Source organism: Paracoccus pacificus (assembly GCF_042680785.1).
Lineage (GTDB): Bacteria > Pseudomonadota > Alphaproteobacteria > Rhodobacterales > Rhodobacteraceae > Paracoccus > Paracoccus pacificus.
The window spans coordinates 12,477-36,670 of record NZ_JBHUEN010000008.1 but is presented as its reverse complement, the minus strand read 5'-3'; the positions used below and the strand labels follow the sequence as shown (position 1 = coordinate 36,670).

Genomic DNA, 24,194 nt, shown 5'->3' with positions numbered 1-24,194 from the left:
CCTTTGCATCGCGAAAGGCAAATTAGCCGCACCCGGCCATCAAGGCCCTCGCCGAGCGGGCGAGGGCTGTCAACCCGTCCCGCCCGTGCGCTTCGACGCCTGCGAAGGCCGCGATGGGCGCGGTCTCCAGACGAAGGACGCAACCGATGACGTTTGATCCCGAATATGCAGGGGCCGAGCCGGTCCACACCTCCTCCCAGACCGATCACGCCCTCACCGAACTCCAGCTCTACGGCTGGCGCCCGTTCCAGGACGAACCTGATCCCCGGCCGCTCCCCGAGGGCAATACCGTCGCTGTAGCCGTCACAGACATCTTCGACGCCCTTGTGGCGACGCTCAGTGACACCCGTCTCGAACCCGATCTCGAAGAGCTGCTCTGGGGGGCCGCCAATCTCTTCCACCGCGCCACCAGCCGGGTCGAACGCGATCTAGACGCCAACGAGCAGGCGCAGCGCCGGATGCAGCGGGAACAGGACGGCAGCGAGGTGAAGTCGGTCGAACTCGAACGCCTTACGGCCGAGGGGCAGACCCTGATTGAACGGCGCGCCAGCATGGAACTCTTCCGCGACCTCGCCGCCGAGGCTTTCGAGCACCACACCGGCAGCGCCTGGCGGCCGCGCACCGGCTCGATGGTCAACCATCGCAACCTGACTGCCGCGATGATCGACTCCAGAGACTTCCTTGCCGCCAAGCGCCGGGCCGAGACCGAGGTGATGCTGCCCGCCGGCCCTAAGGTGGCCGTGACCGGCGGCGCCGACTTCAACGATCACCGCCTGATCTGGGCGAAGCTCGATCAGGTCCATGCCAAGCACCCCGACATGGTGTTGCTGCACGGCGGGTCGCCGAAGGGAGCCGAACTGATCGCCTCCCGCTGGGCCGATCACCGCAAGGTGCTTCAGGTCGCCTTCCGGCCCGACTGGACCAAGCACGCCAAGGCCGCGCCGTTCAAGCGAAACGATGCCATGCTGGACGTGCTGCCGGTCGGCGTCCTCGTCTTCCCCGGTACCGGGATTCAGGAGAATCTCGCCGACAAGGCCCGCAAGCTCGGCATCCCGGTCATGAAGTTCGACGGCGGGGCGTAAGTCCCGCCGCCTGGCGGCTTTAAGCCGCCGAACCTTGACAGAAAACGCCGCCGCGCCTTTGATGGAACATCCTTGCAGAACCGGCGAAGCAGCATAGTCGCAGGCGGAGCGTATCTCCCGGCAGCCTGTCGTGATCCCCAACCGTTCTCTGGAGGTTTCCATGACGCTGATCCTGCTCGCCATCTCGCTCAGCATCGCGGCCTGTGTGATCGCCTACAATCTGGCGATCTATGCCTTGCCCGTCATGGCGGCGATCACGACCGCGCAATATGCCTGGGGCGCGGGGGCCGGTGTCGTGATGTCTGGCCTCATGGCCATCGGTGCCGCTTTGCTCTCGATCGCCCTTGTGATCCTGGTTCTTGGCTTCGCGAGGAACCCGGCCCTGCGGCTCATTGCGCTCGCTCTCTTCGCCGTGCCCGCCGTCATCGCCGGCTATGCCCTTGTCTATGGCATCACCAAGAACGCCATCGACTCGGGGCTGGTTCTCAACCTGCTCGGCGGCATGGGCGGCCTTGTCATCGGCATCTCGGCCATCGTCAATCTGAACGCCCTCGGCGAGTCGGTGTTCTCGCGCTGAAACGGCGGACGCGATCAGCCACTTCTGAGGAAGACTGGCAGCTTGCGCCATCGGGCGACGGTCGTTCCATCAAAGACGGAAAGTCGGTCCGACGCAGCATGTCACCATCGCACCCGGTCTGCTTCGCCCGGCTCTGGAAATGGGACATCGGTGCGTACCCGCAGTCCCGTGCGGTCGATGCCCCGCTGCATCGGTCCACGTCGTTTCGTGGGGCCTCCGCGAACACCTTCCTTGCCCCTTCACGATGCTGTGGGACCGAGCCTTTGGCCGATGAAGCAGGACGGTGTCATAGCGGGCATGAGAACCCGATAGCCTGTTCGATCACATCGCGGATGACAGGGCCTTCCGGCGGCGGACACGACGTTGACCGGCAAAGACGGTTGAACGAGTGCCATGCCGGTGGTCTCGGTTCGCAGGGGGCCTGCCTGGCCGCTGTCGCCAGCAAGGACGATGGTTCTGCTGTGCGTCCCCGATCTGCTTTCGAAAGCACCATCCCTCCGCCTGACTGATCCCCTAAGTCCGTTCGGCTTCCACCAGCAACCCCCGCGGCTCCCAGCCGTGTTGCCGCGCAAGCGCGGCTGCCCGCCCCACCTGGGGCCTTGGGGGCAAGCTGCAGCAAGGGCGGCAGTTGCAGGAGTCTTCCGACGGCCTTGGCCGGGTCTCGTCGGAGGGACGGTCCCTCCGAGGAGCAACGGAGACCTACAATGCAGAACATCGTCATCCTCGCCGGCAACATCGGCCAGGCCCCCGAAACCCGCACCACCCAGGGCGGCACCGGCATCACCCACTTCACCCTGGCCACCTCGCGCCCCCGCTATTCGGAAGGCCGCGTCCTGCGCGACGAGAACGGCTATCGGGTCCAGGACACCGAATGGCACCGCATCACCTGCTTCAACGGCCTCGGCAAGACGGTCCAGCAGCATTGCGACAAGGGCATGAAGGTTCTGGTTCGCGGCCGCATCCACTACACGAAATGGACCGATGCCGCCGGGGTCGATCGCTACGGCTGCGAGATCATCGCCGAGACGGTCGATTTCCTGAGCCGGGCGAAGCAGACCGAGAACGACGACGGCAAGTTCATCGACGACGATGACATTCCGTTCTGATCGGGAACCCGAGGCCCGGCGGCGCAAGCCGCCGGGTTTCTCCCCTGTCTCAACGGATCGCGCCCGCCGCCTCTGGCAAGGTCCAGCGACCGAATCAGACGGGCATGGACGAGGGCGTCGCCTCTCTATCCATGATAATTGCACCTGAATTTCGGCTGGCGCTCATAGCAAGAACGACTATTATAGTCGTAGTTCTGGAGTGCGTGCATATCCCGGTGGGAGGTGATCATGTATGATCACCGCTCGCCAATCACGGGCTGCGCGCGCGTTACTGGGATGGACACAGGAGACGCTCGCCGACAAGGCCCAGGTCGCATTGACCGCACTCAAACGCCTCGAATCCCAAAGCGGGCTCGAGGTGTTCGAGTCCACCCGCGACCAGGTGCGCCGCGCTCTCGAAGCGGCCGGGATCGTTTTCCTGTCGACAGATAAGGGCGAGGGCGTGTTGCTGCAACACAATGGAGCCAACACCGACAAACGGTGAAATAGCGGCCAGCGTGATGTCAGGTTCTCGTCAAAAGGAATGGCTATCTTCCGCCGAAGATGGTTAACAAATACGTTACCCGAACGTGAGCGAATGATGGGCCGCGCGACACAGACATATCTCGACACACCACCGTCCAGCCAGACGCTGACGTCTTATGATCGCGAGCACATGAAGCTCTACATGCGCCTTCTCGATGCCGAGCGTGATGGCGCCGATTGGCGCGAAGCTGTGCAGGTTCTCTTTGGCCTCGATCCAGAGTGCGATCCCGACCGCTGCCGCTCCATCCATGATACTCATCTCGCTCGCGCGCATTGGATGACCGAACACGGCTACCGCGAACTGGTCCGCGAAAGTCAGCGCAAGACCTGACCCGTGATGCGTGCCGCGCATCACCTGTTGACCAGCGCCTGACTTCCGAAACGCAACTCATGCGGGAATCTTGAGCCTTCCCTATTCGTTTGAGTGGATTCGGGAGGCCGCGATGACCCCTGACGCATCGACCTGGCGTTCTTCGGCGCAATACGACCATCAGGATGAACTGACGGCATCCGATCTGGCCTGGGAATGGCTGCGCCGCAATGACGATTATGACGCAGATTTTGAAGCCTCGATTGCCGACCAAGGAGACCCCCAACCGCTGACCGAACGGATCCGGCAGCGCTGGGGGTTGCGATTTCCCGGTCGATCCGCTGGTCCCGCCGCCCGATGCGCCGGTCTTCTGGCTCCCAGCGGAGGACACAAGTGTGGTGGTGCTGACCGAAGTCCCTTTGGAACTTGGCGACAGCACTGACGGCGCTCCGCTGAACTGGCGCCTCGACTTCTCGGTCGAGAACGCTGGCGCAGAGTTCCACGTCCCGCTTGGCAATGGGCAGAAGCTCCAGATCTTCGACGGCGCCATTAAGGGGGACGCGATCGCGGTCGCCGTCGTCCCTCTCAGCCTCGCCGGTTTCGACCGGATCGAGGCCATTCAACGCTTCCTTTCCGCCCTGCATGGTCGCGCGATCCCGCCGGATACACGCATGACACGCCAGCAACGCGCGCGCCTCCGACGGATGCTGCGGGCCTTCGATGGCCATCGGGCTGGTGCCACGCAGCAGGAGATCGCGCGGGTTCTTCTGAACACCGGCCGGCTTGACCGGGACGAATGGCAAGCATCCTCGGCCCGTCATGCCATCAAGGCACTCCTGCGCGATGCCCGTGCAATGGTCGCCGGCGGTTATCGGAAACTCCTTCGTCATCGCCGCCCACGATAGCGCGGGTTTGCGCCGGCAACAGCCACTTCGTTGCGCCCGTCGCGGGCGCGTGGCTCTTCGGTGCCACGCTGCTATACAAGATCAACTCCAGCACCAATGCGCGTATGCGCGGGCGGCTGGTGCTGAACGGATCGACCGAAATCCGAGATCAAAGGGCGAGATTTCAGGGGCGCACGCCTCCGAGGCGACGGCGCTCTGGCTGCAGACCATGGCGCCGCTCGCGCAGGGCGACACCGTCGAGTTGCAGGGCACCTTTCGCGCGGCGGATGGGTATTTCGCGGCCGATCACACGTCGTTCTGGGGCTGCAAGGTCGGTTGAGCGGCGGAAGGGAGAAGTGATGACACCACCCGTTCCGATCAGGGCTTTGTCCGCATGCCGGACGCCGAGTTCGAGGCGATCCTGACGCGCACGGCGGAAGAAGGCGCAAAACGCGCACTGGCGGATATCGGCCTCGACGGCGAAGAGGCCGCGCCGCCGGATTAAGCGGCGATGGCCGACAATGCCCCGCAGTCAGACGGAGGGGCGGCTGCCTGGCAGGGGTGCCCTCGCGGGTGCCGGCCGATGCTCCGGGGCCGCTTGCTCGAAGTCGCAGAGGATCGGGCAGTCGGGCCGGTGGTCGCCCGCGCAGGCGTCCGCCAGCGTCGTGAGCGTGGTGACCATGTCCTCCATCTCGGCGATCCGATGCCGCAGCTCCTCGATGTGCTGAAGAGCGACGCGCTTGACATCGCCGCTCTGCCGGCTGCCGTCACGCCAGAGGTTCAGGAGCTTCTGGATCTCGGGCACCGAGAAGCCCAGATCGCGCGCGCGACGGATGAAGCGCAGCATGTGGACGTCGGTGTCCGAATAGTCGCGATAGCCCGATTGGGTCCGGTTGGCGGGAGGGATGAGGCCGGTCTGTTCGTAGTAGCGGATCATCTTGGCGGAGACTCCCGAGGCGTGGGCTGCTTGTCCGATGTTCATGGGTGGCTCCTTTGGTTGGTGGTGAAGATGAGCGGAACGGCCGCTGGCGGAAAGATGACGTCGTGCGTGACGTGCGTGATATTGGTCATGACGGTCTTCCAGGCTAGGGGAATGACCGGGACGCACTCTGGCGCCCCGGTCGGCGCGGGTGGCGATCACTCGGCAGGTGCAAGCCGGCCGGACATGGCGGGGCTGGCGGTCGCTGGGGCCGTCGGATCGGTCCCCATCGGCGGCGTGAAGCGGCGCAGGCGGAGCGCGTTGCCGAGCACGAAGACCGAGGACAGCGCCATCGCCCCGGCGGCGAAGACCGGCGACAGCAGAACCCCGTAGGCCGGGTAGAGCACGCCCGCCGCGACCGGGATCAGCGCGGTGTTGTAGGCGAAGGCCCAGAACAGGTTCTGCCGGATATTGCCGATCGTCGCGCGCGACAACGCGATGGCGTTGGGCACGCCCTTGAGGCTGCCCGACATCAGCACCACGTCGGCGGCCTCGATCGCCACATCCGTTCCGGTGCCGATGGCAAGGCCCACATCCGCCTCGGCCAGCGCCGGGGCGTCGTTGATGCCGTCACCGACATAGGCCAGCGTCCCATGACTGGTCTTGAGACGGCGCACGGCCTCGACCTTGCCTTCGGGCAGCACCTCGGCCACGACCTCGTCGATGCCTAGCCGCCGGGCGATGGCTTCGGCCGTGCGGCGGTTGTCGCCGGTGATCATCGCAACCTTCAGGCCGAGGTCGTGCAACGCCGCGATCGCGGCCGGCGTCGTCTCCTTGATCGGGTCGGCCACGGCGATGATCGCCGCCAGCTTGCCGTCGATCGCGGCGTAGAGGGGCGACTTGCCCTCGTTGCCGAGACGCTCGGCGATCTTGGCGAAACCGGCCACGTCATGGCCAAGCTCGGCCATGTAGCGGTCTGCGCCGATCTCGACGGGCTTGCCGCCGGCCACGGCCCTGACGCCGAACCCTGTCACCGACTCGAAGTTCGAGACGGCGGGCAGCGTAAGGCCTTCCCCGGCGGCCGCGTCCACGATCGCACGGGCGATCGGGTGCTCCGACTTCTCCTCGACCGCGGCGACGAGGCTCAGGACCTCGGCCCGCTCGAACCCGGCGGCCAGTTCCAGATCGGTCAGCGCGGGGGCGCCTTCCGTCAGCGTGCCGGTCTTGTCCACCGCCACGACCCTGGCATCCTTCAGCAGCTGGAGCGCTTCGCCCTTGCGGAACAGCACGCCCATCTCGGCGCCGCGCCCGGTGCCCACCATGATCGAGGTCGGCGTGGCGAGGCCCATCGCACAGGGGCAGGCGATGATCAGGACCGCGACGGCGTTCACCAGCGCGAAGGTCAGCGCCGGGTCGGGACCGAAGAAGAACCAGATGCCGAAGGTCAGCGCCGCCACCGCCATGACGGCCGGGACGAACCACATGGTGACGCGGTCCACCAGCGCCTGGATTGGCAGTTTCGAGCCCTGCGCCTCCTCGACCAGGCGGATGATCTGCGCCAGCACCGTGTCCCCGCCGACCGCAGTGGCGCGAAAGGCGAAGGCGCCTTTCTGGTTCACGGTGCCGCCGGTCACGGCAGCGCCCGCCTGCTTCTGGACGGGGATGGGCTCGCCGGTGATCATCGATTCATCCACCCAGCTCTCGCCCTCGACCACCTCGCCGTCCACGGGGACGCGCTCGCCCGGACGGACCTCGACGAGATCGCCGGGAGCCACGTTGGCCACCGCGATGTCCTCGACGCGGCCGCCCCGGCGCACGCGCGCGGTCTTGGGCTGCAGGCCAACAAGGCGGGTGATCGCCTCGGAGGTGCGGCCCTTGGCGCGCGCCTCGAGATAGCGGCCGAGCAGGATCAGCGTCACGATAACGGCTGCCGCCTCGTAATAGACGTTGACGGTGCCCGCCGGCAGCAGGCCGGGGGCGAAGGTGGCGACAAGTGAATAACCGAAAGCCGCCAGCGTGCCGACCGCGACAAGGCTGTTCATGTCAGGCGCGCCACGGAACAGGGCGGGAAGGCCCTTCTGGTAGAAGCGGATGCCGGGGATGGCGAGGACCAGCAGCGTCAGCGCGAACTGGATATACCAACTGGCCTGCATGCCGATGGTGCCCGCGACGAGGTCATGGACGGCGGGAATGAGGTGGCTGCCCATCTCGAGGACGAAGACCGGCAGGGTCAGCGCCGCCGCCAGGATCAGGTCGCGCCGCAGCGTCTCGCGCTCGGCCTCCTTGCGGGCGTTGGCCTGCGCCTCATCGGCCCCGCCGCCGTCGATCAGCCGCGCCTCGTAGCCGGTTTCGGTGATGGCCCGCAGCAACGCGCCGGCATCGGCCGGGCCCGTGACGGTCGCGCGCTCGGTGGCGAGGTTGACGGTCGCCGAAGCAACGCCGGGCACCGCCTGCAGCGCCCTTTCGACCCGGCCCACGCAAGAGGCGCAGGTCATCCCCTCGATGGCGATCTCGACCGCACCCTGGGGCTTGGGCACGTCATAGCCCGCGCTTTCCACCGCACCCACCAGCGCGGCACGCTCGACCGGCGCGCTGAGACGGATGTCGGCGCGCTCGGTGGCCAGGTTGACATTTGCCGAGGCGACGCCGGGCACGGCCCGCAGCGCCTTCTCGACCCGGCCCACGCATGAGGCACAGGTCATGCCCTCGATGGACAGGCTGATCGGGGGCAGATTGATGCTGCCGGCTCCGGGCTCGCGATCTCGCGCTGGGGCGGTCATGAAGGGGGTCTCCTTGAAGCTATTCCATCATCCGCCAAGGGAAATAAGGGTTCCCATCGCTGGAAGGTCAAGACCTGTCAGGATCGATTCTTTCCTCTTGACCTTCCAACGATGGGAAACCCTATCTCACCTTGCATGAGACGAACCACAGGAGGCACTCATGCAGTTCCACATTGAAAATATGACCTGCGGCGGCTGCGCGTGCGGCGTGACCAGGGCGATTCACACGGTTGATCCCGCAGCGAACGTCGAGGCCGATCCCCCGAAGCGCAAGGTCGTCGTCACCTCCGGGCAGCCCCGCGCCGCCTTCGAGGCCGCGCTGGCCGAGGCGGGCTTTCCCGTCGCGCCGGTGGGGACGGTCGCCTGATGAACAAGCTGTCCGTTCTGTTCATGGCGACCGCGCTTGCCGCCGCGGGCGGACTGGCCGTTGCGCAATCGCAGATCGTGGATGAAGGCGTTACGATCACGGATCGTTCGGACATGGGTCATGGCGCGCATGGTGCGGCTGCCTCCGACAGCCCGGCAGTTCAGGCCTACATGGCCGCAAACGACCGCATGCATGCCGGGATGGCCGTCGAGTTCAGTGGCGACGCCGACGTGGATTTCATGCGCAGCATGATCCCGCACCATCAGGGCGCCATCGACATGGCGCGCGTCGTGTTGGGACACGGCGAGGACCCGCAGATCCGTGCCCTCGCCGAAGACGTGATCGCGGCGCAGGAGGGCGAGATCGCCATGATGCGCGAGTGGCTGGCCGCCCGCGGTCAGTAACAGGCTCGCGCCCCCCAAGGGATAGCGAGGGCCCGCCAATGAGACGGCGGGCCCTATTGTTCTGACCGACCGCGGCTCGGTGCCTGGCCGGTAGCTGGCGCCGGAGCGAACTCCGGCGCCGATCGCTCAGCGCGCCGGGCCGCCGTAGACGATGCCGTTCGGGCGATCGCCAACCGGCACTGTCTTGACCACTTCCTGGCTCCCCACGTCGATGATCGACACGGTATCGTCGGCGATGTTGGTCACGAACACATAGACCCCGTCCGCCGATGCCGATACTCCATGGGCGCCGCGGCCGGTGGTGATGGTCTTCACCACCTGACCGATTGCGGTGTCGATCACGGATACGGTGTCGTTCGGCTCGGCCTCGGTGCCCTGATTGGCGACATAGACGAATTTCCCATCCTGCGTCGCGATGAGCTGGATCGGGTTCGGCCCGACGTCGATCCTGTTCGTCACCTCGCGGGTTGAAGTGTCGATCACGGCGACGCGGTTCTCGTCGCGCAGCGAGACATAGACCTGATCGCCCGAGGGCGTGAACCCGACCTGAACCGGCGCGGTCCCGATCGGAATGCGCGCGACCTCGGACAGCGCCTGGGTGTCGATGACGGACACGGACCCGTCCTCGACATTGGCCACGTAAAGCTGGGTCTCATCCGGGCTGAGCCGTAGGCCGTGCGGATAGTCCCCCGTCGCGATACGCCCGATGACTTCGGCCCGTGCGAGATCGACGACCGCGATCTCGTCTCCGCCGGCCAAGGAGACATAGGCGCGCCCCTGCCGGTCAGCGACCACATGGGCCGGGTGCGAGCCTACCGCGACGGTCGCCTTGGGCGCCGAGAGGTTCTGCGGATCGAGAATGACCAACAGACCCTCGGCCGCACCGTCCCCGCCGTGCCCATGCCCGTCCGACCCGTGATCCCCTTCGACGGCAGGATCGCCAACGGCCAACAGCAGCTTGCCGTCAGGCGTCAGGTCGACGTTGTGGGGCGCGATCGGGATCAAAACCGTGTCGACCGCTCCGGTGGCGAGATTGATGGCGCTGATGGAATTGCCGCCTTCATTGGCGGACCAGACAGTCCCGCCGGTCTGACCAAAGGGCGCAGGTGCCTCGCCGGCCTTCGCCTCCAGCCATGCCTGCATTTCGGCGATCTCGCCTTCCTGCACCGCGATGATCTGCTCCGCCCACTCCCTTGTCTTCGGGTCGTCGCCATACTGCAGGACGATCCGGGCCATATCGATCGCGCCCTGATGATGCGGGATCATGCCCCGGACGAAGGCGACATCCGGATCGTCGGCCATGACGCCGTCCATCATCGGTCCGTGCATTTCATTCATCGATTCGACGTAGGCCCGGGTGAAATCCGGAAGGCTTTCGTTAACCGGGGCCGCCCCGGCGTTCGGCGCGCCCATCATCCCCTGCATCATCCCACCCTGCATCATCTGGCGCATCGCGCCCATGCATTCCGGGGTCATGGCCTGGCACTGCTCGGGCATCATCCCTTGCATGCCGGGCATCTGGCCTGAAGGCGGCGTTGGCGCGGGCGCCTGCTCCGCCTGTGCGGGCGGGGTTCCCGGGTGATGGGTGTCATGTCCGGCCTGCGCGAGAGCAGCGCCTGGCAGGCCTGCCAGCAGGCTGACAGTAAGGGCGATTACGATTGCTGTTCGGTTCATTGGATTTCATCCTCTGGTTCCGGAGCACCGGCCCGGATTTGCGGGCGCGGCTCTCCATCCTGTTCGTTTGTCTTTCGGGTTTGCGCGGAGCGGCCGGAGACGTCTCTCGTCCTCGCGGCGATCCCTGCGCATCACGCAGCGATGAGACGTGGCGGCTTCAGGATGCCTTCGGGTGATCGGTCGTGCGGATCAGTGCGCACAACCGTGAAAACCTCACCGTTCACGGACGGGCCGAACGTCGGCGGCGCGACGAGAACCGCGGCGGCCAGACAGATCTGGCAGCAGTCCGCCGGACCCTGGCCACTGTCCTCGTTCAGGCAGCCTGCCGATTGATCTGCGCCATGCTCGTCCGGCAGGTGAGGCTGGGCGCAGTGGCTTGCCGTGGCGGCGACCTGCTGCTGGTGGATGGCGTGTCCGGCGGGGCCGGCATGTACCGGGACCTGCAGAACCAGGGCGCCGATGGCAAGCAGCAGGATGCAAACCGCAAACTGGCGCAATCGACCGCATCTCACCCGGAAGGCAGCTCGCACCCGCCCGGTCATGCGCCACTTTCCTTCCCGGCGGCACGCCGGGCCAGTGCGATGTCGCGTTCACGTCTCCCGCCACCCGACGCCGCGAGACCGCCCCGCTGACGGAGGCAAGCCGCCTCGGCCAGGTGCTGTTTCGGATCATTCGCAAGTCGGGCGATCATGTCGGCAGCCCCGTGTCAGATTTCCCGTGGACCGAGAAAGCGCCCGAAGCTCCGGACGGTCGGGCCGAACAGGAACGCTTCATAGGGCTCGGGATCGACGCCCGGAAAATCCATGCCGGGCGAGCCGGCCGGCATGCCGGGAACGGCCAGCCCCGTCGCGTCAGGCCGCTCGGCCAGAAGGCGGCGGATGGCTGCGGCAGGCACATGGCCCTCGACCACGTAGCCGCCCACCTCGGCGGTGTGGCAGGAGGCCAGTTCGGCCGGGACGCCGAGCCGCTGCTTGAGGCTGTCCATATCGGAGGATTCTACCACCTTCACCGGGAAGCCTGCGGCCTCGATATGCGCGACCCAGCCATCGCAGCAGCCGCAGGATGGATCCTTGCTGACGCTCACCAGCGGCAGCGCTTCGGCATGTCCCCGCCTTGGCATGGACATCAGCAGGGGCAGCGCGCCGGCAGCGGCCAGAACGGTGCGCCGGCTGATGGGGTGATCGTTTCTCATCGTCAAACCTCGTTTCATGGATTCATTATCTCGCCGTCACGGTCCGGGCGCGACGCACGAAGGGGTGAGCAGGTGCTTGCATGCTGCGGCATGGTGCCGGCAGAGGCGCGCCAGCGGGCATCACAGCTTCACCCTCCGCAGCCGAGCGGCATTGGTGATCACGCTGACCGAGGACAGCGCCATGGCGGCCGCCGCGATGATCGGCGACAGCAGGATGCCGAAGAACGGATACAGCACCCCGGCCGCGACCGGCACGCCCAGAGCGTTGTAGATGAAGGCGAAGAACAGGTTCTGGCGGATATTGCCCATGACCGCTTCCGACAGCTTGCGGGCGCGGACGATGCCGGTCAGATCGCCCTTGAGCAATGTGACGCCCGCGCTTTCCATCGCCACATCGGTGCCGGTGCCCATGGCGATGCCAACGTCCGCAGCGGCCAGCGCCGGGGCGTCGTTGACGCCGTCGCCGGCCATCGCCACCACCTCGCCCGCCGCCTTGTGCCGCTGCACGACCGCGCTCTTCTGGTCGGGCAGCACCTCCGCCTCGACCTCGTCGATGCCGAGCTGGCGCGCGACGGCCTTCGCCGTGGTCCAGTTGTCGCCGGTGAGCATCACCACGCGGATGCCCTGCTCCTTGAGCGCGGCGAGCGCCTCGGGCGTCGATGGCTTGACCGGATCGGCGATGGCAAAGATGGCCGCAACCTGCCCGTCCACCCCCATGAAGATCGCGGTTGCGCCGTCCTCGCGCAGCCGGTCGGCCTCATCGGCCAGCGGCGCGACATCGACGCCCTGCTCGGCGAGGAACTTGGCATTGCCAAGGGGAATGCGCTTGCCCTCGACCACTCCGAGCGCGCCCTTGCCGGTGGGTGAGTCGAAATCCGCGACCGGTGCGAGTTCAAGGCCGCGCTCCTCGGCCGCCCGCACGATGGCCAGCGCCAACGGATGCTCGCTGGCGCGTTCGACACTGGCGGCAAGGCGCAAGGCTTCTTCCTCGGTAAAGCCAGCAGCCGGAACGATGGCGGTGACGGCGGGCCGGCCCTCGGTCAGGGTGCCGGTCTTGTCGACGATGATGGTGTCGACCTTCTCCATATGCTCCAGCGCCTCGGCGTTCTTGATCAGCACGCCCGCCTGCGCGCCGCGCCCGACGCCGACCATGATCGACATCGGCGTCGCCAGCCCCAGCGCACAGGGGCAGGCGATGATCAGAACCGAGACCGCCGCGATGAGACCGAACGAGAAGCGCGGCTCGGGACCCCAGATCGACCAGGCGATGAAGGCGAGCACCGCGACCACGATCACCGCCGGGACGAACCAGCCGGAGACCTGATCGGCCAGCCGCTGGATCGGCGCGCGGCTCCGCTGCGCCTCGGCGACAAGCTGGACGATCTGCGACAGCATGGTGTCGCGGCCGACCTTCTTCGCCTCGATCACCAGCGCGCCGGACTGGTTCATGGTGCCGCCGATGGCGGTGGCGCCGACCTCCTTGGTCACCGGCATCGACTCGCCGGTCACCATCGATTCATCGACGGCGCTGCGACCCTCGAGCACCTCGCCATCGACCGGAACCTTCTCGCCGGGCCGCACCCGCAGGCGGTCGCCGACATGAACGGTGTCGAGCTGAACCTCCTCCTCGGTGCCGTCGTCGCGGATGATCCGGGCGGTCTTGGGGGCAAGGTCGAGCAGCGCGCGGATCGCGCCGCTGGTGCTCTCTCTCGCGCGCAACTCCAGCACCTGCCCGAGCAGCACGAGCACGGTAATGACCGCCGCCGCCTCGAAATAGACCGCGACCGAGCCGTCGGGCTGGCGGAACTGGTCAGGAAAAATGCCCGGCGCCAGCGTCGCCACGACGCTGTAGATCCAGGCCGTGCCGGTGCCCATGGCGATCAGGGTGAACATGTTGAGGCTGCGGTTGACCAGCGACTGCCAGCCGCGCTGGAAGAATGGCCAGCCCGCCCAGAGAACGACTGGCGTGGCGAGGAGCAGTTGCAGCCAGTTCGAGGCCTGCTGACCGATGGCGTGGGTCAGCCCGAAAAGATGCCCGCCCATCTCGAGGACGAACACCGGGATCGTCAGAGCAAGGCCGATCCAGAACCGGCGCGTCATGTCGATCAGTTCTACATTCGGCTCTGCCTCTAGGCTGACCAGAACCGGCTCCAGCCCCATGCCGCAGATCGGGCATGATCCGGGCCCGACCTGCCGGATCTCCGGGTGCATCGGGCAGGTGTAGATCGTCCCTTCGGGAACCGGCTCTGCCTTGGCCGCCGCGGCGGCCGGATCGAGATAGCGTTCCGGCTCGGCCAAGAACTTCGCCCGGCACCCGGCCGAGCAGAAGTAATATGGCCGACCGGCATGCTCGGCCTTGTGCTGGGTCGTGTGGGGATCGACCATCATTCCGCAGACCGGGTCCTTGACCTTGTGCGTGTCGTCCTGCGCGGCGGCTGCGTGGTCATGCGCGTGATCATGCACATGTCCGTGGGCCGAATGGGCGTGAGTCTGGTTCTGGTGATCGTGTTCCGTCTTGCTGGTCATGTTCACGCCTCCTCGGCGTTTCCTGAGCTTGCGTTTCGTCTGTTCTGCGCCTTCCAATCGCTGGAAGGTCAAGAGGTGATTGGATTCCGGAGTTCCTGCCGTCAGTGACTACCGTGGACCTTTCCGACGCTGGCCCGTCCTGACCCGGCATGTGACCGCGTGATGTCGATGTCGGCCGCGGTCTCCTCACCATCGAGACAGTATTCCTCGATCTGCAACGTCGAGAAGTAGATGTTGAACTGCTGGCGCAGAAGATTGTTCGCCTGCCGCAGCACCCGCTCGCCGTCCTGCCAGTTCCGAACGCAGATATGGCTCGAGAAGACATTGCGCCCGGATGTCAGGCTCCAGGCATGGACGTGATGCACGTCCGTCACCCCCTCCAATTGCCGGATGGCCTCGATGGCGGCTTCCAGGTCGAGGTCTTCCGGCGTGCCTTGCAGCAGGATGTGCAATGCCTCGCGCAGAATGCCCCAGGAGGCCCAGAGCAGCACCAGTCCGAAGGCCATGCCAAGCAGAGGATCGATGGCCATAAAGCCCGTGAACCGGATCACCAGCGCAGAGATGATGATCAGGAAGCTGCCGACGAAGGTCTGCAGGATGTGCCAGTAGGCGCCGCGCATGTTCAGGTTGCCCTTCTGGCGCTCGTACAGCAGCCAGAGCGCGACAAGCTCGGTGGCGATCCCGCCCGCAGCGGCAAACAGCATCGGCGTCGTGGCCAGCTCGATCGGCTCCATGAGGCGCATCGCGCCCATCCACAGCACCAAAAGCGCCATCGCGACGAGAAACAGGCCGTTGAAAAGGGCGCCGAGGATCTCGGCCCGGACATAACCGAAGGTGCGCGCGGGGCTGGATTTCCGCTCGGTCAAGCGTAGCGCGACCAGCGCGATGAGCACGCCGCCCACGGCCGAGAAGGTGTGAAAGGCATCGGAGATGACGGCGACCGAGCCCGTCCAGATGCCGATTCCCAGCTCGATGACAAAGTAAAGGCCGGTGAGCCAGCCCGAGATGACAAGCGCCTTGCGATCGCCGCCCACGGGCATGTGACCGGCATGGCCGCCGTGAGACATCGACATGAGTCCGCCTCCTTGTTGCTGAGGGAGAACGCCGGGATCCGGCGTTCTAGGTTTGGCCTATGCGCTGACCGCGAATTCGGTCATCATGCCGGTTTCGAGATGCGGCATGTGGTGGCAATGCAACATCCAGCGCGCCGCCTCACCGGCGTCGAGCGCCACATCGACCATCGACATCGGCGGCACATAGACCGTGTCGCGCAACGCGCCCGCGACCGCACGTCCGTTCAGCCTGACGACCTGGAAGACATGCCCGTGCAGATGCATCGGGTGACCCATCATCGACATGTTGTGAAAGGACAGCACTACCCGCTCACCACTGCGCGCGGCTATCGGGCGATGCTGTCCCCAGACGGCTCCGTCGATCGTCCAGACATAGGGCTGCATCGAGCCGCCCAGCATCACCATATGGCTGCGGTCCACCGGCCGATCCGGCAGCGCCTCCGCCGCGAGCAGACGCGACTCCTGCGCCAGATCGGTGTCGAAGGCGGGGGCTTCCGATTCAGCCACGGCATCGATGCGCCGGATTTCGGCACCCTGCGTGGCAAGGATCAGGCCGGTGCGCTCACGCGCGCCTTCCCGCAGCGCGAGGATCGGCCAAGCGCCGCCCTCGTTCGGCAGGTCGATCTCCAGATCGAGCCGCTGGCCCATGGCCAGGCCGAAGCGCGTGCCAGAAACCGGCTGAACCGCATGTCCGTCCACCGCAACAAGCCGCGCCTGCGCCTCGCCGGTCTCGATCCAGAACACTGTCGCCGCGGCGGCGTTGATCACACGCAGGCGGACGCGCCCGCCGCGCTCGATCTGCACCACCTCGGGGTCCGACAGCGTGCGGTCATTGGCAAGATAGGCGTCCCAGTCGTAGTCATTGAGGTCCATCGCCATGGCGTCCATGGCACCCATCCCCATCATGCCGCCCATGGCGCCGTGATCCATGCCTTCCATCGGCATGTTCCCCATGGCGCCATGATCCATACCCGCCATGCCGCCCATGCCCGCGCCGTGGCCGCCTCCATGGCCGTCTGCCGTCCCATGGCCGTCGAGGATCTCGGCCATCACTTCCTCGGGCGCCTTGAACGAGAAGTCATGCAGGAAAAGCACTACTTCCTGACGGTCGGCGCTGATATCCTCGGCGCTGCGCACGATCAGCGGTGCTGCCAGAAGGCGCATTTCGTGCAGCGGCACATGCGCGTGCATCCAGTAGGTGCCGGGCAGCGGCGCGAAGTCATAGGCGCGTGTCTCGCCGGGGGCGAGCATCGGCAAAGGCATGTCGGGCACGCCATCCTGCGCGTTGGGCGGGATCTGGCCGTGCCAGTGGATCAGCGTGTCAACATCGAGATCGTTGCGCAGATCCACCCGGAAGCGCGCGCCGGGGTTGAGTGTCAGGCCCTGTCCGGTGGGTCCGGAAAGACCCCAGACGGTGGCGGCGCGACCGTCGATGTCCAGCGTCCGGCTAGCGGCGTGCAATGATAGCGGGGCGGCGCCCTGCGCGGCCGCGATCCGGGGCAGATGCGCATAGGCCAGCACGGCTGCGCCAGCGGCAAGAAAGCCGCGTCGTGAAAGGGTATTCATGGTCGTCTCCTCGGGACAGCCTGTCCCGTTCATCAAAACCGACAGAACGCCGCGGGCTCCAGCCCGGACGCAATCAGAGGAGACGGAGCTTGGGAGGTCGTTCGTTCAGCCCAGGTGCCCGACTGGCAAGCACTGCACCGGTCGGCAGGTCATGGCTGGCAGGCGCGTAATCGCTGCCAGAGCCTTCGCTCGGCGAGGTCAGGAAGACCGAAAAACCTACGCAAAGCAACTCACAGGCTTCGGCATCGCCTGAGCCACAGTGCTGGTCGCCATCACAGGGATTTTCGCTGCCGGCCGCAACCTGCATCATCTCGCCGACATGCACCGAGTGATCCGGTTCTGCGCTCAAGCGCGCCGCGTGCGCGGACGTCGCCGTCGTCATGACGGCGATCGCGAGGACGGCAAGCATGGTGACGAGGCGCGCGAACATGCCGGAAAGATAGGCGCTGGTCACGGGAATGTCCATTGCCCCCGGCGTCGCGCCTCTGGCAGTAATTCAATTTCGGCATGTAGCCGATTGAAATTCTTCACCAGCAGTCATGCAACTCATGCGCAATGAACTCCGTAATATCTTGTGGCTCGGGTTGCTCCTCGGCGGCCTGATCCTGGCGATCCTCGTTGGGTGGCATCAGGTCCGCACGGTATCCCCCGCCGCGGCATCCGCAGAAGTCATCGAACAGGGCCGGCAGGTCTATGCGGACCAATGTGCGTCCTGCCACGGTGCGCAGCTCGAGGGGCAGCCGGACTGGAAGACGCCCCTTCCATCCGGACGTCTCCCGGCGCCACCGCACGATGCCGGCGGCCACACGTGGCACCATCCCGATGACATCCTGTTCCGCATCGTCAGGGAAGGCACGGCCGCCATCGTCGGGGGCGGCTATGAGAGCGACATGCCGGGGTTTGCCGATCTTCTCAGCGACGCCGAGATCCGGGCTGTCCTCGCCTATATCAAGAGCACCTGGCCAGAGCGCGAGCGGACCTACCAGGAGAATGTGTCGCAACCACACTGATGGCACCTTCGGGATGGAGCTGCCCGTGCGACCGGCAGTGCAATTTCCCGAGGCCCACCGGTCACAGTTGAGGCCGCCGAACAGAAGCGGCATATTTGGATCGACCTGATGGCGAAACCTTTGGGAGGGATGTTCGTGGGATTATTCATGGCTTACTTGGCATTTGAAGCGCGCTCGATCTTGGCGCCGCCTCGGGTTTTCCCTCGATGAACAATCCCGGCTCCAGTTCATCGAAGCGGGTTCATGACCGCACGGAGCGGCTCAACAAGAGCTGCTTCTGCGTTACACTGGACCTTCCATCGCTGCGCGAAGCGATGGAGCGCGAGGCCGGTGATCCGGCGTTCTTCGAGACGTTCATCCGCCCCAAGGCCCATCTGTTCTCGCACGTGCCGGTGTTCCTTTCGGCCACCGCCGTCAATGAGATGCGCGCGATCGCAGTGGCTGTGGAGACCACCGCCCAACTCGCGGCATACAAGGCCGCAGTCCTCTCTTGGGTGCCGGAAATCGCGCGGGCGGATCATGGCCCGCTCGGGGCATTGATGGGCTACGACTTCCATCTTGGCGAAGACGGCCCCCGCTTGATCGAAATCAATACCAACGCCGGCGGGGCGTTTCTCAATGCCTTTCTTGCGAGGGCGCAGCGCGCGTGTTGCACCGAAATGGATATCCCCCCGACGCTGCCATCGTTCGAGGACGCGGCGTTTCGCATGTTCCAGAACGAATGGATTCGGCAGCGGGGAACGGGCGCGCCACAACGCATCGCCATCGTCGATGACAGTCCGCCGGAACAGTATCTCTACCCCGAGTTCGTGCTCGCGGGGCAAGTTTTCGCGGCACGAGGGGTAGACGCGATCATCGCCGACGCCAGTCACCTTCGCTACGACGATGGTCGGCTCAGCGCCGATGGAAAGACAATCGACCTCGTTTACAACCGGGTCACCGATTTCGCCTTCGATCAGCCCGAGCACAAGGCATTGCAGGAAGCCTACCGGGATGGCGCGGTGGTCGTGACGCCGAATCCGCACAATCACGCGCTCCTTGCAGACAAGCGCAACCTTTCGCTTCTTTCGAATTCCGCGACGCTGGAGGCCTGGGGCGTGGAACCGAGACTTCGCGCCCTGCTTGATGCCGTTCCACGCACCGTGCTGGTCAGTCCTGACAACGCTGACGCACTTTGGAAATCCCGCAGGGACCTGTTCTTCAAGCCGACCGGCGGACATGGCGGCAAGGCGGTATATCGTGGCGACAAGCTGACGAAAGGGGTCTGGGCGGAGATCGCGGAGGGCGGATACGTTGCTCAGACGCTGGTCCGCCCCAGCGAGCGCATGATCAGGATCGACGAGATACCCCAGACGCGCAAAATGGACGTGCGTCTGTATACATATGATGGCCAGGTGCTTCTGGTGGCCGCGCGCCTCTATCAAGGTCAGACCACGAACTTCAGGACGCCAGGGGGCGGCTTCGCGCCCGTGTTCGTGATCTGAAGCGTGAGCTGGCGGGGTTTGGCTTTAATATATCAATGCATTAATTTGGGGAGCATTCAACATCAGGCGCATCCCCTCCGGCACTTGCCCTCGCGAAAGCGTTCTCCCGATCCGGTTGCGGCCGGATTTTTTCGTTGTTTTCGAGGGCTATTCGGGCGGCTGAACACTGACCCCGCTGCCATGAGGTCCGGAAGCGGTTTCTCCGGACCGATACTCTCCTGACCTGATGACTGTGCCGGTTGGTGAATTTCTTACAGCAAGCTGAAATTGTGTGCTTTTCGGCTTTTCGGGATCGCCGGCCCGAATACTTCGATGCCGGTGGCGTTCGTGAGGGGGAGAATAAATCGAGCTATCGCCCTCAGAATAGTTCCGTGCTGCTCTCGTCGCGGATACGGAGGGGGTATCTTTCGCCCCTGATGGTGGGCGATTTCGATACCCCCCAACTTCGCCCTGCACCTCGCCGGTCTTCCTTCGCCACCGTGGTCATTGCCCGCCGCTGATCCGCAGTGGCCGTTTGCAACACCACGGAGGCCCGATCATGCCACATGAACCCGTCGTCCTGCCGCCGCGTTTTCTACGGACCAAAGAGGCCGCGACCTTTCTCAGCCTCTCGGCCCGGACGCTCGAAAAACACCGCACCTACGGAACCGGGCCAGCCTATCGCAAGCTTGGCGGCCGTGTGGTCTATGCCATCGACGATCTTGAGGCCTGGACCGAGCGCGGCGCGGTGACCTCCACCTCCGATCCGCGCGGCTCCGTGCTGCCCGCCAAGCGTCATGCGTTTCCGTCCGGCCCGCAGGCTGGTCGTTACGCCCGCTGACCGCTCGCGGTTTTCTTCATGACGGTGCGACGTCGATCCCTTTCCGAGCGCGGGCAACTCGACCTGTTCAGGGCGCTCCCCGGCGATTTCGCGCCACGAGACGCGCAGGATCTCATGGCCTATCCCTTCTTCTCCCTCGCCAAGTCGAAGCGCATCGCGCCCATCGACTTCGCCGCCGGCAATGTCTCCATCCGGGTCGAGGCTGTTCCCGATCACGGCATGGCCACGATCTGGGACGCCGATATTCTGATCTGGGCGGCGAGCCAGATCGTCGAAGCCCGCGACAGCGGCCTTCGCACCTCCCGGCTGATGGCCGCCACGCCCTACGAGATTCTCACCTATGTCGGGCGCGGCACCGGCTTGCGCGACTATCAGCGCCTGAAGGCGGCGCTCGACCGGCTGCAATCGACCACGATTTCCACCTCGATCCGCCAGCCGGTCGAAGGGCGCCGGCATCGCTTCTCCTGGATCAACGAATGGCAGGAACGCACCGACCATAGCGGCAGACCCGATGGCATCGAGATGATCGTGCCGGACTGGTTCTACCAGGCCGTCCTCGACGATGCGCTCGTGCTGACCATCGACCGGACCTATTTCGACCTAACCGGCGGCCTTGACCGCTGGCTCTATCGCCTGGTGCGCAAGCACGGCGGCCGCCAGCGCGATGGCTGGCGGTTCGATTTCCGTCACCTTCACCAGAAATCCGGCAGCCTGTCGCCGTTCAAGCGCTTCGCCTTCGAGCTGCGCGACATCATCCGGCGCCAGCCTCTGCCGGGCTATTCGCTGTTTCTCGAAGCTGAGGTTGGCGGGCGGATGCTGCTGGCCTTCGAGCCGGTCGCGCCCTGTGGAAAACCTGTGGATGGCCTCGTGCTATCAGGAACCCGGACTATCGTGCTATCGGGAACCGGAGGCTCGTGCTATCAGGAACCGAAACCGGGCTTAACACCCGGAACCCATTCAGGAAATCGCGCCCTTAACTTAGAGTCTAACAAAGAGTCTAACTTTGAAGAGCGCGCGCGCGATGTGGAAAACCTCATCCGCGACACCGTCAGAAACCTCGGTAGAGCCGCGAAGGAGAGGGCCTCATGTGCCCTGACACCGCCTCGACCGGCATCTGATCGAGGCGCAACCGAGGCTCCTGAATCTGCCGATACACCCCGCCTGCCTCTCGATCTGCCGGGGGGGTGCGAATGATCATCGCGCTCCTCAACCAGAAGGGCGGCGTCGGGAAGACGACGCTGGCGCTGCATCTTGCCGGAGAATTGGCGCAGGGTGGCAAGCGCGTCACCCTGATCGACGCCGATCCGCAAGGTTCCGCCCTCGACTGGTCGCAACAACGCGCGCGTGAGGGCCTGCCCCGTGCCTTCGGCACACTCGGCCTGGCGCGCGATACGCTGCACCGTGAGGCGCCAGAGCTTGCCCGCGATGTCGATCATATCGTCATAGACGGGCCGCCGCGCGTCGCCGGCCTCATGCGCTCGGCGCTGCTCGCCGCCGATCTCGTGCTGATCCCGGTGCAGCCATCGCCGTTCGACGGCTGGGCCTCGGCCGAGATGCTCGCCCTCCTGACGGAAGCGAGCATCTATCGCCCGCAGCTCGTCGCGCGCTTCGTGCTCAACCGCTGCGGCTCGCGCACCGTCATTGCCCGCGAAACGGCCGAGACGCTGGCGGACCACGACCCCCCGCTACTCGCCAGCGCCATCGGCCAGCGCGTCGTCTTCGCCGACGCCGCGCAGACCGGGCGGCTCGCCAGTGAGATCGACGCCCGATCACCTGCGGCGCGCGAGATCGCAGCACTGGCTACCGAGGTCGAACGGCTGGGCATCGGGAGGGCGTCGGCATGACGATTCTCACCGGCGATTGCCGCGAACAGATGCCCTGGCACGCACCCTACGACATGATCCTCGCTGATCCGCCCTATGGCGGCACCTCGCTCGCCTGGGATCGGCGTGTCGAGGGCTGGGTCGGGCTGGCGCGCGCCGCGCTTACGCCGACCGGCTCGCTCTGGGTCTTCGGTTCGCTGCGCAGCTTCATGGCGACAGCGGACCGCTTCACTGATGCGGGCCTGCGGATCGCGCAGGAGGTGGTTTGGGAGAAGCAGAACGGCACCGGCTTTCATGCCGACCGCTTCAAGCGCGTGCATGAACTGGCGGTGCAGTTCTATCCCGCCGAGACGACATGGCGCGACATCTACAACGACGTCCAGACCACGCCCGACGCAACAGCCCGCACCGTCCGGCGCAAGCGGCGCCCACCCCATACCGGCAAGATCGACGCCGGCCATTACGTCAGCCATGACGGCGGGCCGCGCCTCATGCGCTCGGTCATCTACCTGCGCAACTGTCATGGCCGCGCCATCCATCCGACCGAGAAACCTGCGGCGCTCCTGGAAATTCTGATCCGCACGAGCTGCCCGGAAGGTGGCCTGGTCGGCGACTGGTTCGCCGGTTCCGGCGCGGCCGGGGAAGCCTGCCGGCTTTCCGGCCGGCGCTATATCGGCTGCGAGATCGACCCCGACATGGCCGAGCGCGCGCGGGCGCGCATCGCCACCGTGCTGCCGTTTCATGACGGAGGCCCGTCATGACGGCGCGCACCGACAAGCGCGGCTTCGCCGCCCGCCCGGCCGATCCCGAAGGCTGGATCAGGGCCGGCGATGCGCGACCAGCGCGAGATGGCGCCGTAACCGCCCATTCCGCCCGGCTGACGATTGACATCACGCCCGAGCTTCGCGGGCGGATCAAGATCGCCGCGATCAGACGCGGCATCACCGTCGCCGACATGCTGCGCGACCTGCTGGCGCGCGAGTTTCCCGACATATCGGGAGACCGCCCATGAACGGCATCGACGCCCATGACGACGATCTGACCCGCGTGGAACTGACCTGGGTGGAAGGCAGGACCGAATACTGGATCAGGTTCGGCCATGAGGCGGGAACGCAGCTCCTCGACCGCAACCGCCGTATCGTCTCTTTCGGTCCTGGCGCGGTGTTCGCGTTCGTCCGCTGGGCGGCGAACGACCACGGCACGATCATTTCGCGCCTCGACATCCTGCGCGCGGTTGCGCCGGGCGAGTCCTATCAGACGCTGCCCTTCGCCCGTCCGGGCGGCGAAATCCTGCTGAAGATCGAAGGCTGGCCGAAGGTCGAGGCCGTCCTCCGCCATGTCGACGGGATCGAGGCCATTGGCGTCGATCCCGCCCAGGTCGATCCCGATCACTGGCGGCACGTTGCCCATTGGATGAACGCGGGCGAAGCGCCGCGACCCTACACCGCCGAGCGCCATCAGGCATGGCTCCGGCGCCGGGAGATCGCCCCATGACGCGCTTTCGCTATGTCATGGCGACAACGGCTGCCACGCTCGGGATCGCCATTACCGGATTCGTTCCGACCGCGCCAAGGCTGGTCTGGAACGCATCGGCCAGCGTGCCCATCGGCTTCTACATCGTCACGCCCACTCAGCGGATCGAGGTGCCCGATCTGGTCGCCGTCATCCCACCCGAACCCATCGCTTCGTTCATGGTCAAGCGCGGCTATGTCGCCCGCGACGTGCCGCTTCTGAAGCATGTCCTCGGCTTGCCCGGACAGCGCGTATGTCGCGCTGGCCGCGCCATCTCCGTCAACGGCGTTCCGCTCGGCGAGGCGCGCGACCACGACAGCCTCGGCCGAGACCTGCCGGTCTGGCTGGGCTGCCGCGTCATCGCCGAGGGCGAGGTTTTCCTGATGAACCCGGACGTCGGCGACAGCCTCGACGGCCGCTATTTCGGCCCGCTCCCCGCCTCCGCGGTGATCGGCCACGCGATCCCGCTTTTCACCGACGAAGACGGCGATGGCCGCTTTGTCTGGCGCGCGCCGATGCGGTGACGGCGCGTCCAGTGCGGGGCGTGCGAGCGGCCCGCG

At 65.9% G+C, this 24,194-nt stretch carries 28 protein-coding genes; 19 read left to right on the top strand and 9 right to left on the bottom strand.

What is annotated here, in order from left to right:
• Positions 1 to 146 precede the first annotated feature (146 nt).
• The 8 genes from ACFSCT_RS03235 to ACFSCT_RS03200 all read left to right on the top strand — a co-directional run bounded on the left by ACFSCT_RS03235 (position 147) and on the right by ACFSCT_RS03200 (position 4,989).
• Entirely contained in the window at positions 147 to 1,082 is a 936-nt protein-coding gene (locus ACFSCT_RS03235; protein WP_058099096.1) for a DUF2493 domain-containing protein, read from the top strand.
• Positions 1,083 to 1,242: 160 nt separating this feature from the next.
• Entirely contained in the window at positions 1,243 to 1,659 is a 417-nt protein-coding gene (locus ACFSCT_RS03230; RefSeq protein ID WP_058099095.1) for a hypothetical protein, read from the top strand.
• A 704-nt stretch (positions 1,660 to 2,363) separates the two neighbouring features.
• Entirely contained in the window at positions 2,364 to 2,765 is a 402-nt protein-coding gene (locus tag ACFSCT_RS03225) for a single-stranded DNA-binding protein (RefSeq protein WP_058099094.1), read from the top strand.
• A 232-nt stretch (positions 2,766 to 2,997) separates the two neighbouring features.
• Positions 2,998 to 3,249: a helix-turn-helix domain-containing protein gene (locus ACFSCT_RS03220; RefSeq protein WP_058099093.1), complete on the top strand. Its 252-nt coding sequence runs from the start codon at positions 2,998 to 3,000 to the stop codon at positions 3,247 to 3,249.
• Between the two features lie 39 nt (positions 3,250 to 3,288).
• Entirely contained in the window at positions 3,289 to 3,621 is a 333-nt protein-coding gene (locus ACFSCT_RS03215; protein ID WP_425433971.1) for a DNA -binding domain-containing protein, read from the top strand.
• A gap of 112 nt (positions 3,622 to 3,733) precedes the next feature.
• Complete coding sequence (locus ACFSCT_RS03210) at positions 3,734 to 4,042, top strand: transcriptional regulator domain-containing protein (protein ID WP_379140082.1); 309 nt, start codon at positions 3,734 to 3,736, stop codon at positions 4,040 to 4,042.
• Positions 3,996 to 4,505 carry a DUF2285 domain-containing protein gene (locus ACFSCT_RS03205; protein WP_227493460.1) on the top strand — a complete coding sequence of 170 codons (510 nt, stop codon included), beginning with the start codon at positions 3,996 to 3,998 and terminating at the stop codon, positions 4,503 to 4,505. Before ACFSCT_RS03210 ends, ACFSCT_RS03205 begins: the two co-directional genes overlap by 47 nt.
• Positions 4,506 to 4,878: 373 nt before the next feature.
• Positions 4,879 to 4,989, top strand: a complete 111-nt coding sequence (locus tag ACFSCT_RS03200) for a DUF6127 family protein (protein WP_223191438.1) — start codon at positions 4,879 to 4,881, stop codon at positions 4,987 to 4,989.
• 27 nt (positions 4,990 to 5,016) lie between these two features.
• On the opposite strand, the gene cueR is transcribed toward ACFSCT_RS03200, so the two are convergent.
• Both cueR and ACFSCT_RS03190 read right to left on the bottom strand, forming a co-directional pair.
• Positions 5,017 to 5,466 carry a Cu(I)-responsive transcriptional regulator gene (gene cueR / locus ACFSCT_RS03195; RefSeq protein ID WP_058099091.1) on the bottom strand — a complete coding sequence of 150 codons (450 nt, stop codon included), beginning with the start codon at positions 5,464 to 5,466 and terminating at the stop codon, positions 5,017 to 5,019.
• A gap of 155 nt (positions 5,467 to 5,621) precedes the next feature.
• Positions 5,622 to 8,183: a heavy metal translocating P-type ATPase gene (locus ACFSCT_RS03190; protein WP_082658172.1), complete on the bottom strand. Its 2,562-nt coding sequence runs from the start codon at positions 8,181 to 8,183 to the stop codon at positions 5,622 to 5,624.
• Between the two features lie 160 nt (positions 8,184 to 8,343).
• On the opposite strand from ACFSCT_RS03190, the gene ACFSCT_RS03185 reads away from it, so the two are divergent.
• Together ACFSCT_RS03185 and copM (ACFSCT_RS03180) are read left to right on the top strand one after the other, a co-directional pair.
• A complete protein-coding gene (locus ACFSCT_RS03185; protein WP_058099090.1) occupies positions 8,344 to 8,550 on the top strand; it encodes a heavy-metal-associated domain-containing protein in 207 nt (68 codons plus the stop codon).
• Positions 8,550 to 8,954 (top strand): CopM family metallochaperone, encoded by a 405-nt coding sequence (gene copM / locus ACFSCT_RS03180; RefSeq protein WP_058099089.1) that lies wholly within the window; start codon positions 8,550 to 8,552, stop codon positions 8,952 to 8,954. The genes ACFSCT_RS03185 and copM (ACFSCT_RS03180) overlap by 1 nt, the downstream gene beginning before the upstream one ends.
• Before the next feature lie 126 nt (positions 8,955 to 9,080).
• On the opposite strand, the gene copM (ACFSCT_RS03175) is transcribed toward copM (ACFSCT_RS03180), so the two are convergent.
• The 7 genes from copM (ACFSCT_RS03175) to ACFSCT_RS03145 all read right to left on the bottom strand — a co-directional run bounded on the left by copM (ACFSCT_RS03175) (position 9,081) and on the right by ACFSCT_RS03145 (position 17,439).
• A complete protein-coding gene (gene copM, locus ACFSCT_RS03175; RefSeq protein ID WP_379140079.1) occupies positions 9,081 to 10,451 on the bottom strand; it encodes a CopM family metallochaperone in 1,371 nt (456 codons plus the stop codon).
• Between the two features lie 308 nt (positions 10,452 to 10,759).
• Complete coding sequence (locus tag ACFSCT_RS03170; RefSeq protein ID WP_058099087.1) at positions 10,760 to 11,170, bottom strand: hypothetical protein; 411 nt, start codon at positions 11,168 to 11,170, stop codon at positions 10,760 to 10,762.
• A 164-nt stretch (positions 11,171 to 11,334) separates the two neighbouring features.
• A complete protein-coding gene (locus ACFSCT_RS03165; protein WP_465263169.1) occupies positions 11,335 to 11,838 on the bottom strand; it encodes a DUF411 domain-containing protein in 504 nt (167 codons plus the stop codon).
• A 102-nt stretch (positions 11,839 to 11,940) separates the two neighbouring features.
• A complete protein-coding gene (locus ACFSCT_RS03160) occupies positions 11,941 to 14,346 on the bottom strand; it encodes a heavy metal translocating P-type ATPase (RefSeq protein ID WP_088233771.1) in 2,406 nt (801 codons plus the stop codon).
• A 101-nt stretch (positions 14,347 to 14,447) separates the two neighbouring features.
• Complete coding sequence (locus ACFSCT_RS03155; RefSeq protein WP_088233772.1) at positions 14,448 to 15,419, bottom strand: cation diffusion facilitator family transporter; 972 nt, start codon at positions 15,417 to 15,419, stop codon at positions 14,448 to 14,450.
• Positions 15,420 to 15,476: 57 nt separating this feature from the next.
• Positions 15,477 to 16,985 carry a multicopper oxidase family protein gene (locus tag ACFSCT_RS03150; RefSeq protein ID WP_058099084.1) on the bottom strand — a complete coding sequence of 503 codons (1,509 nt, stop codon included), beginning with the start codon at positions 16,983 to 16,985 and terminating at the stop codon, positions 15,477 to 15,479.
• Between the two features lie 73 nt (positions 16,986 to 17,058).
• Positions 17,059 to 17,439, bottom strand: a complete 381-nt coding sequence (locus ACFSCT_RS03145) for a hypothetical protein (RefSeq protein ID WP_233141200.1) — start codon at positions 17,437 to 17,439, stop codon at positions 17,059 to 17,061.
• Positions 17,440 to 17,533: 94 nt separating this feature from the next.
• Here ACFSCT_RS03145 and ACFSCT_RS03140 point away from each other — a divergent pair, with 94 nt between their 5' ends.
• The 9 genes from ACFSCT_RS03140 to ACFSCT_RS03100 all read left to right on the top strand — a co-directional run bounded on the left by ACFSCT_RS03140 (position 17,534) and on the right by ACFSCT_RS03100 (position 24,158).
• On the top strand, positions 17,534 to 17,995 hold the full coding sequence (locus ACFSCT_RS03140; protein ID WP_082658174.1) for a c-type cytochrome: 462 nt from the start codon (positions 17,534 to 17,536) through the stop codon (positions 17,993 to 17,995).
• A gap of 206 nt (positions 17,996 to 18,201) precedes the next feature.
• Positions 18,202 to 19,479: an ATP-grasp domain-containing protein gene (locus tag ACFSCT_RS03135; RefSeq protein WP_058099082.1), complete on the top strand. Its 1,278-nt coding sequence runs from the start codon at positions 18,202 to 18,204 to the stop codon at positions 19,477 to 19,479.
• Positions 19,480 to 20,017: 538 nt separating this feature from the next.
• Positions 20,018 to 20,299 carry a helix-turn-helix transcriptional regulator gene (locus ACFSCT_RS03130; protein WP_012092626.1) on the top strand — a complete coding sequence of 94 codons (282 nt, stop codon included), beginning with the start codon at positions 20,018 to 20,020 and terminating at the stop codon, positions 20,297 to 20,299.
• An 18-nt stretch (positions 20,300 to 20,317) separates the two neighbouring features.
• The gene (locus ACFSCT_RS03125; RefSeq protein WP_379140075.1) at positions 20,318 to 21,493 is read left to right on the top strand and encodes a replication initiator protein A; all 1,176 of its coding nucleotides are present in this window, start codon (positions 20,318 to 20,320) and stop codon (positions 21,491 to 21,493) included.
• Positions 21,490 to 22,143 (top strand): ParA family partition ATPase, encoded by a 654-nt coding sequence (gene parA / locus ACFSCT_RS03120; protein ID WP_058096760.1) that lies wholly within the window; start codon positions 21,490 to 21,492, stop codon positions 22,141 to 22,143. The genes ACFSCT_RS03125 and parA overlap by 4 nt, the downstream gene beginning before the upstream one ends.
• Positions 22,140 to 22,883 carry a DNA-methyltransferase gene (locus ACFSCT_RS03115; protein WP_058096761.1) on the top strand — a complete coding sequence of 248 codons (744 nt, stop codon included), beginning with the start codon at positions 22,140 to 22,142 and terminating at the stop codon, positions 22,881 to 22,883. Before parA ends, ACFSCT_RS03115 begins: the two co-directional genes overlap by 4 nt.
• Entirely contained in the window at positions 22,880 to 23,134 is a 255-nt protein-coding gene (locus ACFSCT_RS03110) for a ribbon-helix-helix protein (protein ID WP_058096762.1), read from the top strand. Before ACFSCT_RS03115 ends, ACFSCT_RS03110 begins: the two co-directional genes overlap by 4 nt.
• Positions 23,131 to 23,616, top strand: a complete 486-nt coding sequence (locus ACFSCT_RS03105) for a DUF2840 domain-containing protein (protein ID WP_058096763.1) — start codon at positions 23,131 to 23,133, stop codon at positions 23,614 to 23,616. Before ACFSCT_RS03110 ends, ACFSCT_RS03105 begins: the two co-directional genes overlap by 4 nt.
• Positions 23,613 to 24,158: a S26 family signal peptidase gene (locus tag ACFSCT_RS03100; RefSeq protein ID WP_379140072.1), complete on the top strand. Its 546-nt coding sequence runs from the start codon at positions 23,613 to 23,615 to the stop codon at positions 24,156 to 24,158. The genes ACFSCT_RS03105 and ACFSCT_RS03100 overlap by 4 nt, the downstream gene beginning before the upstream one ends.
• Positions 24,159 to 24,194 lie beyond the last annotated feature (36 nt).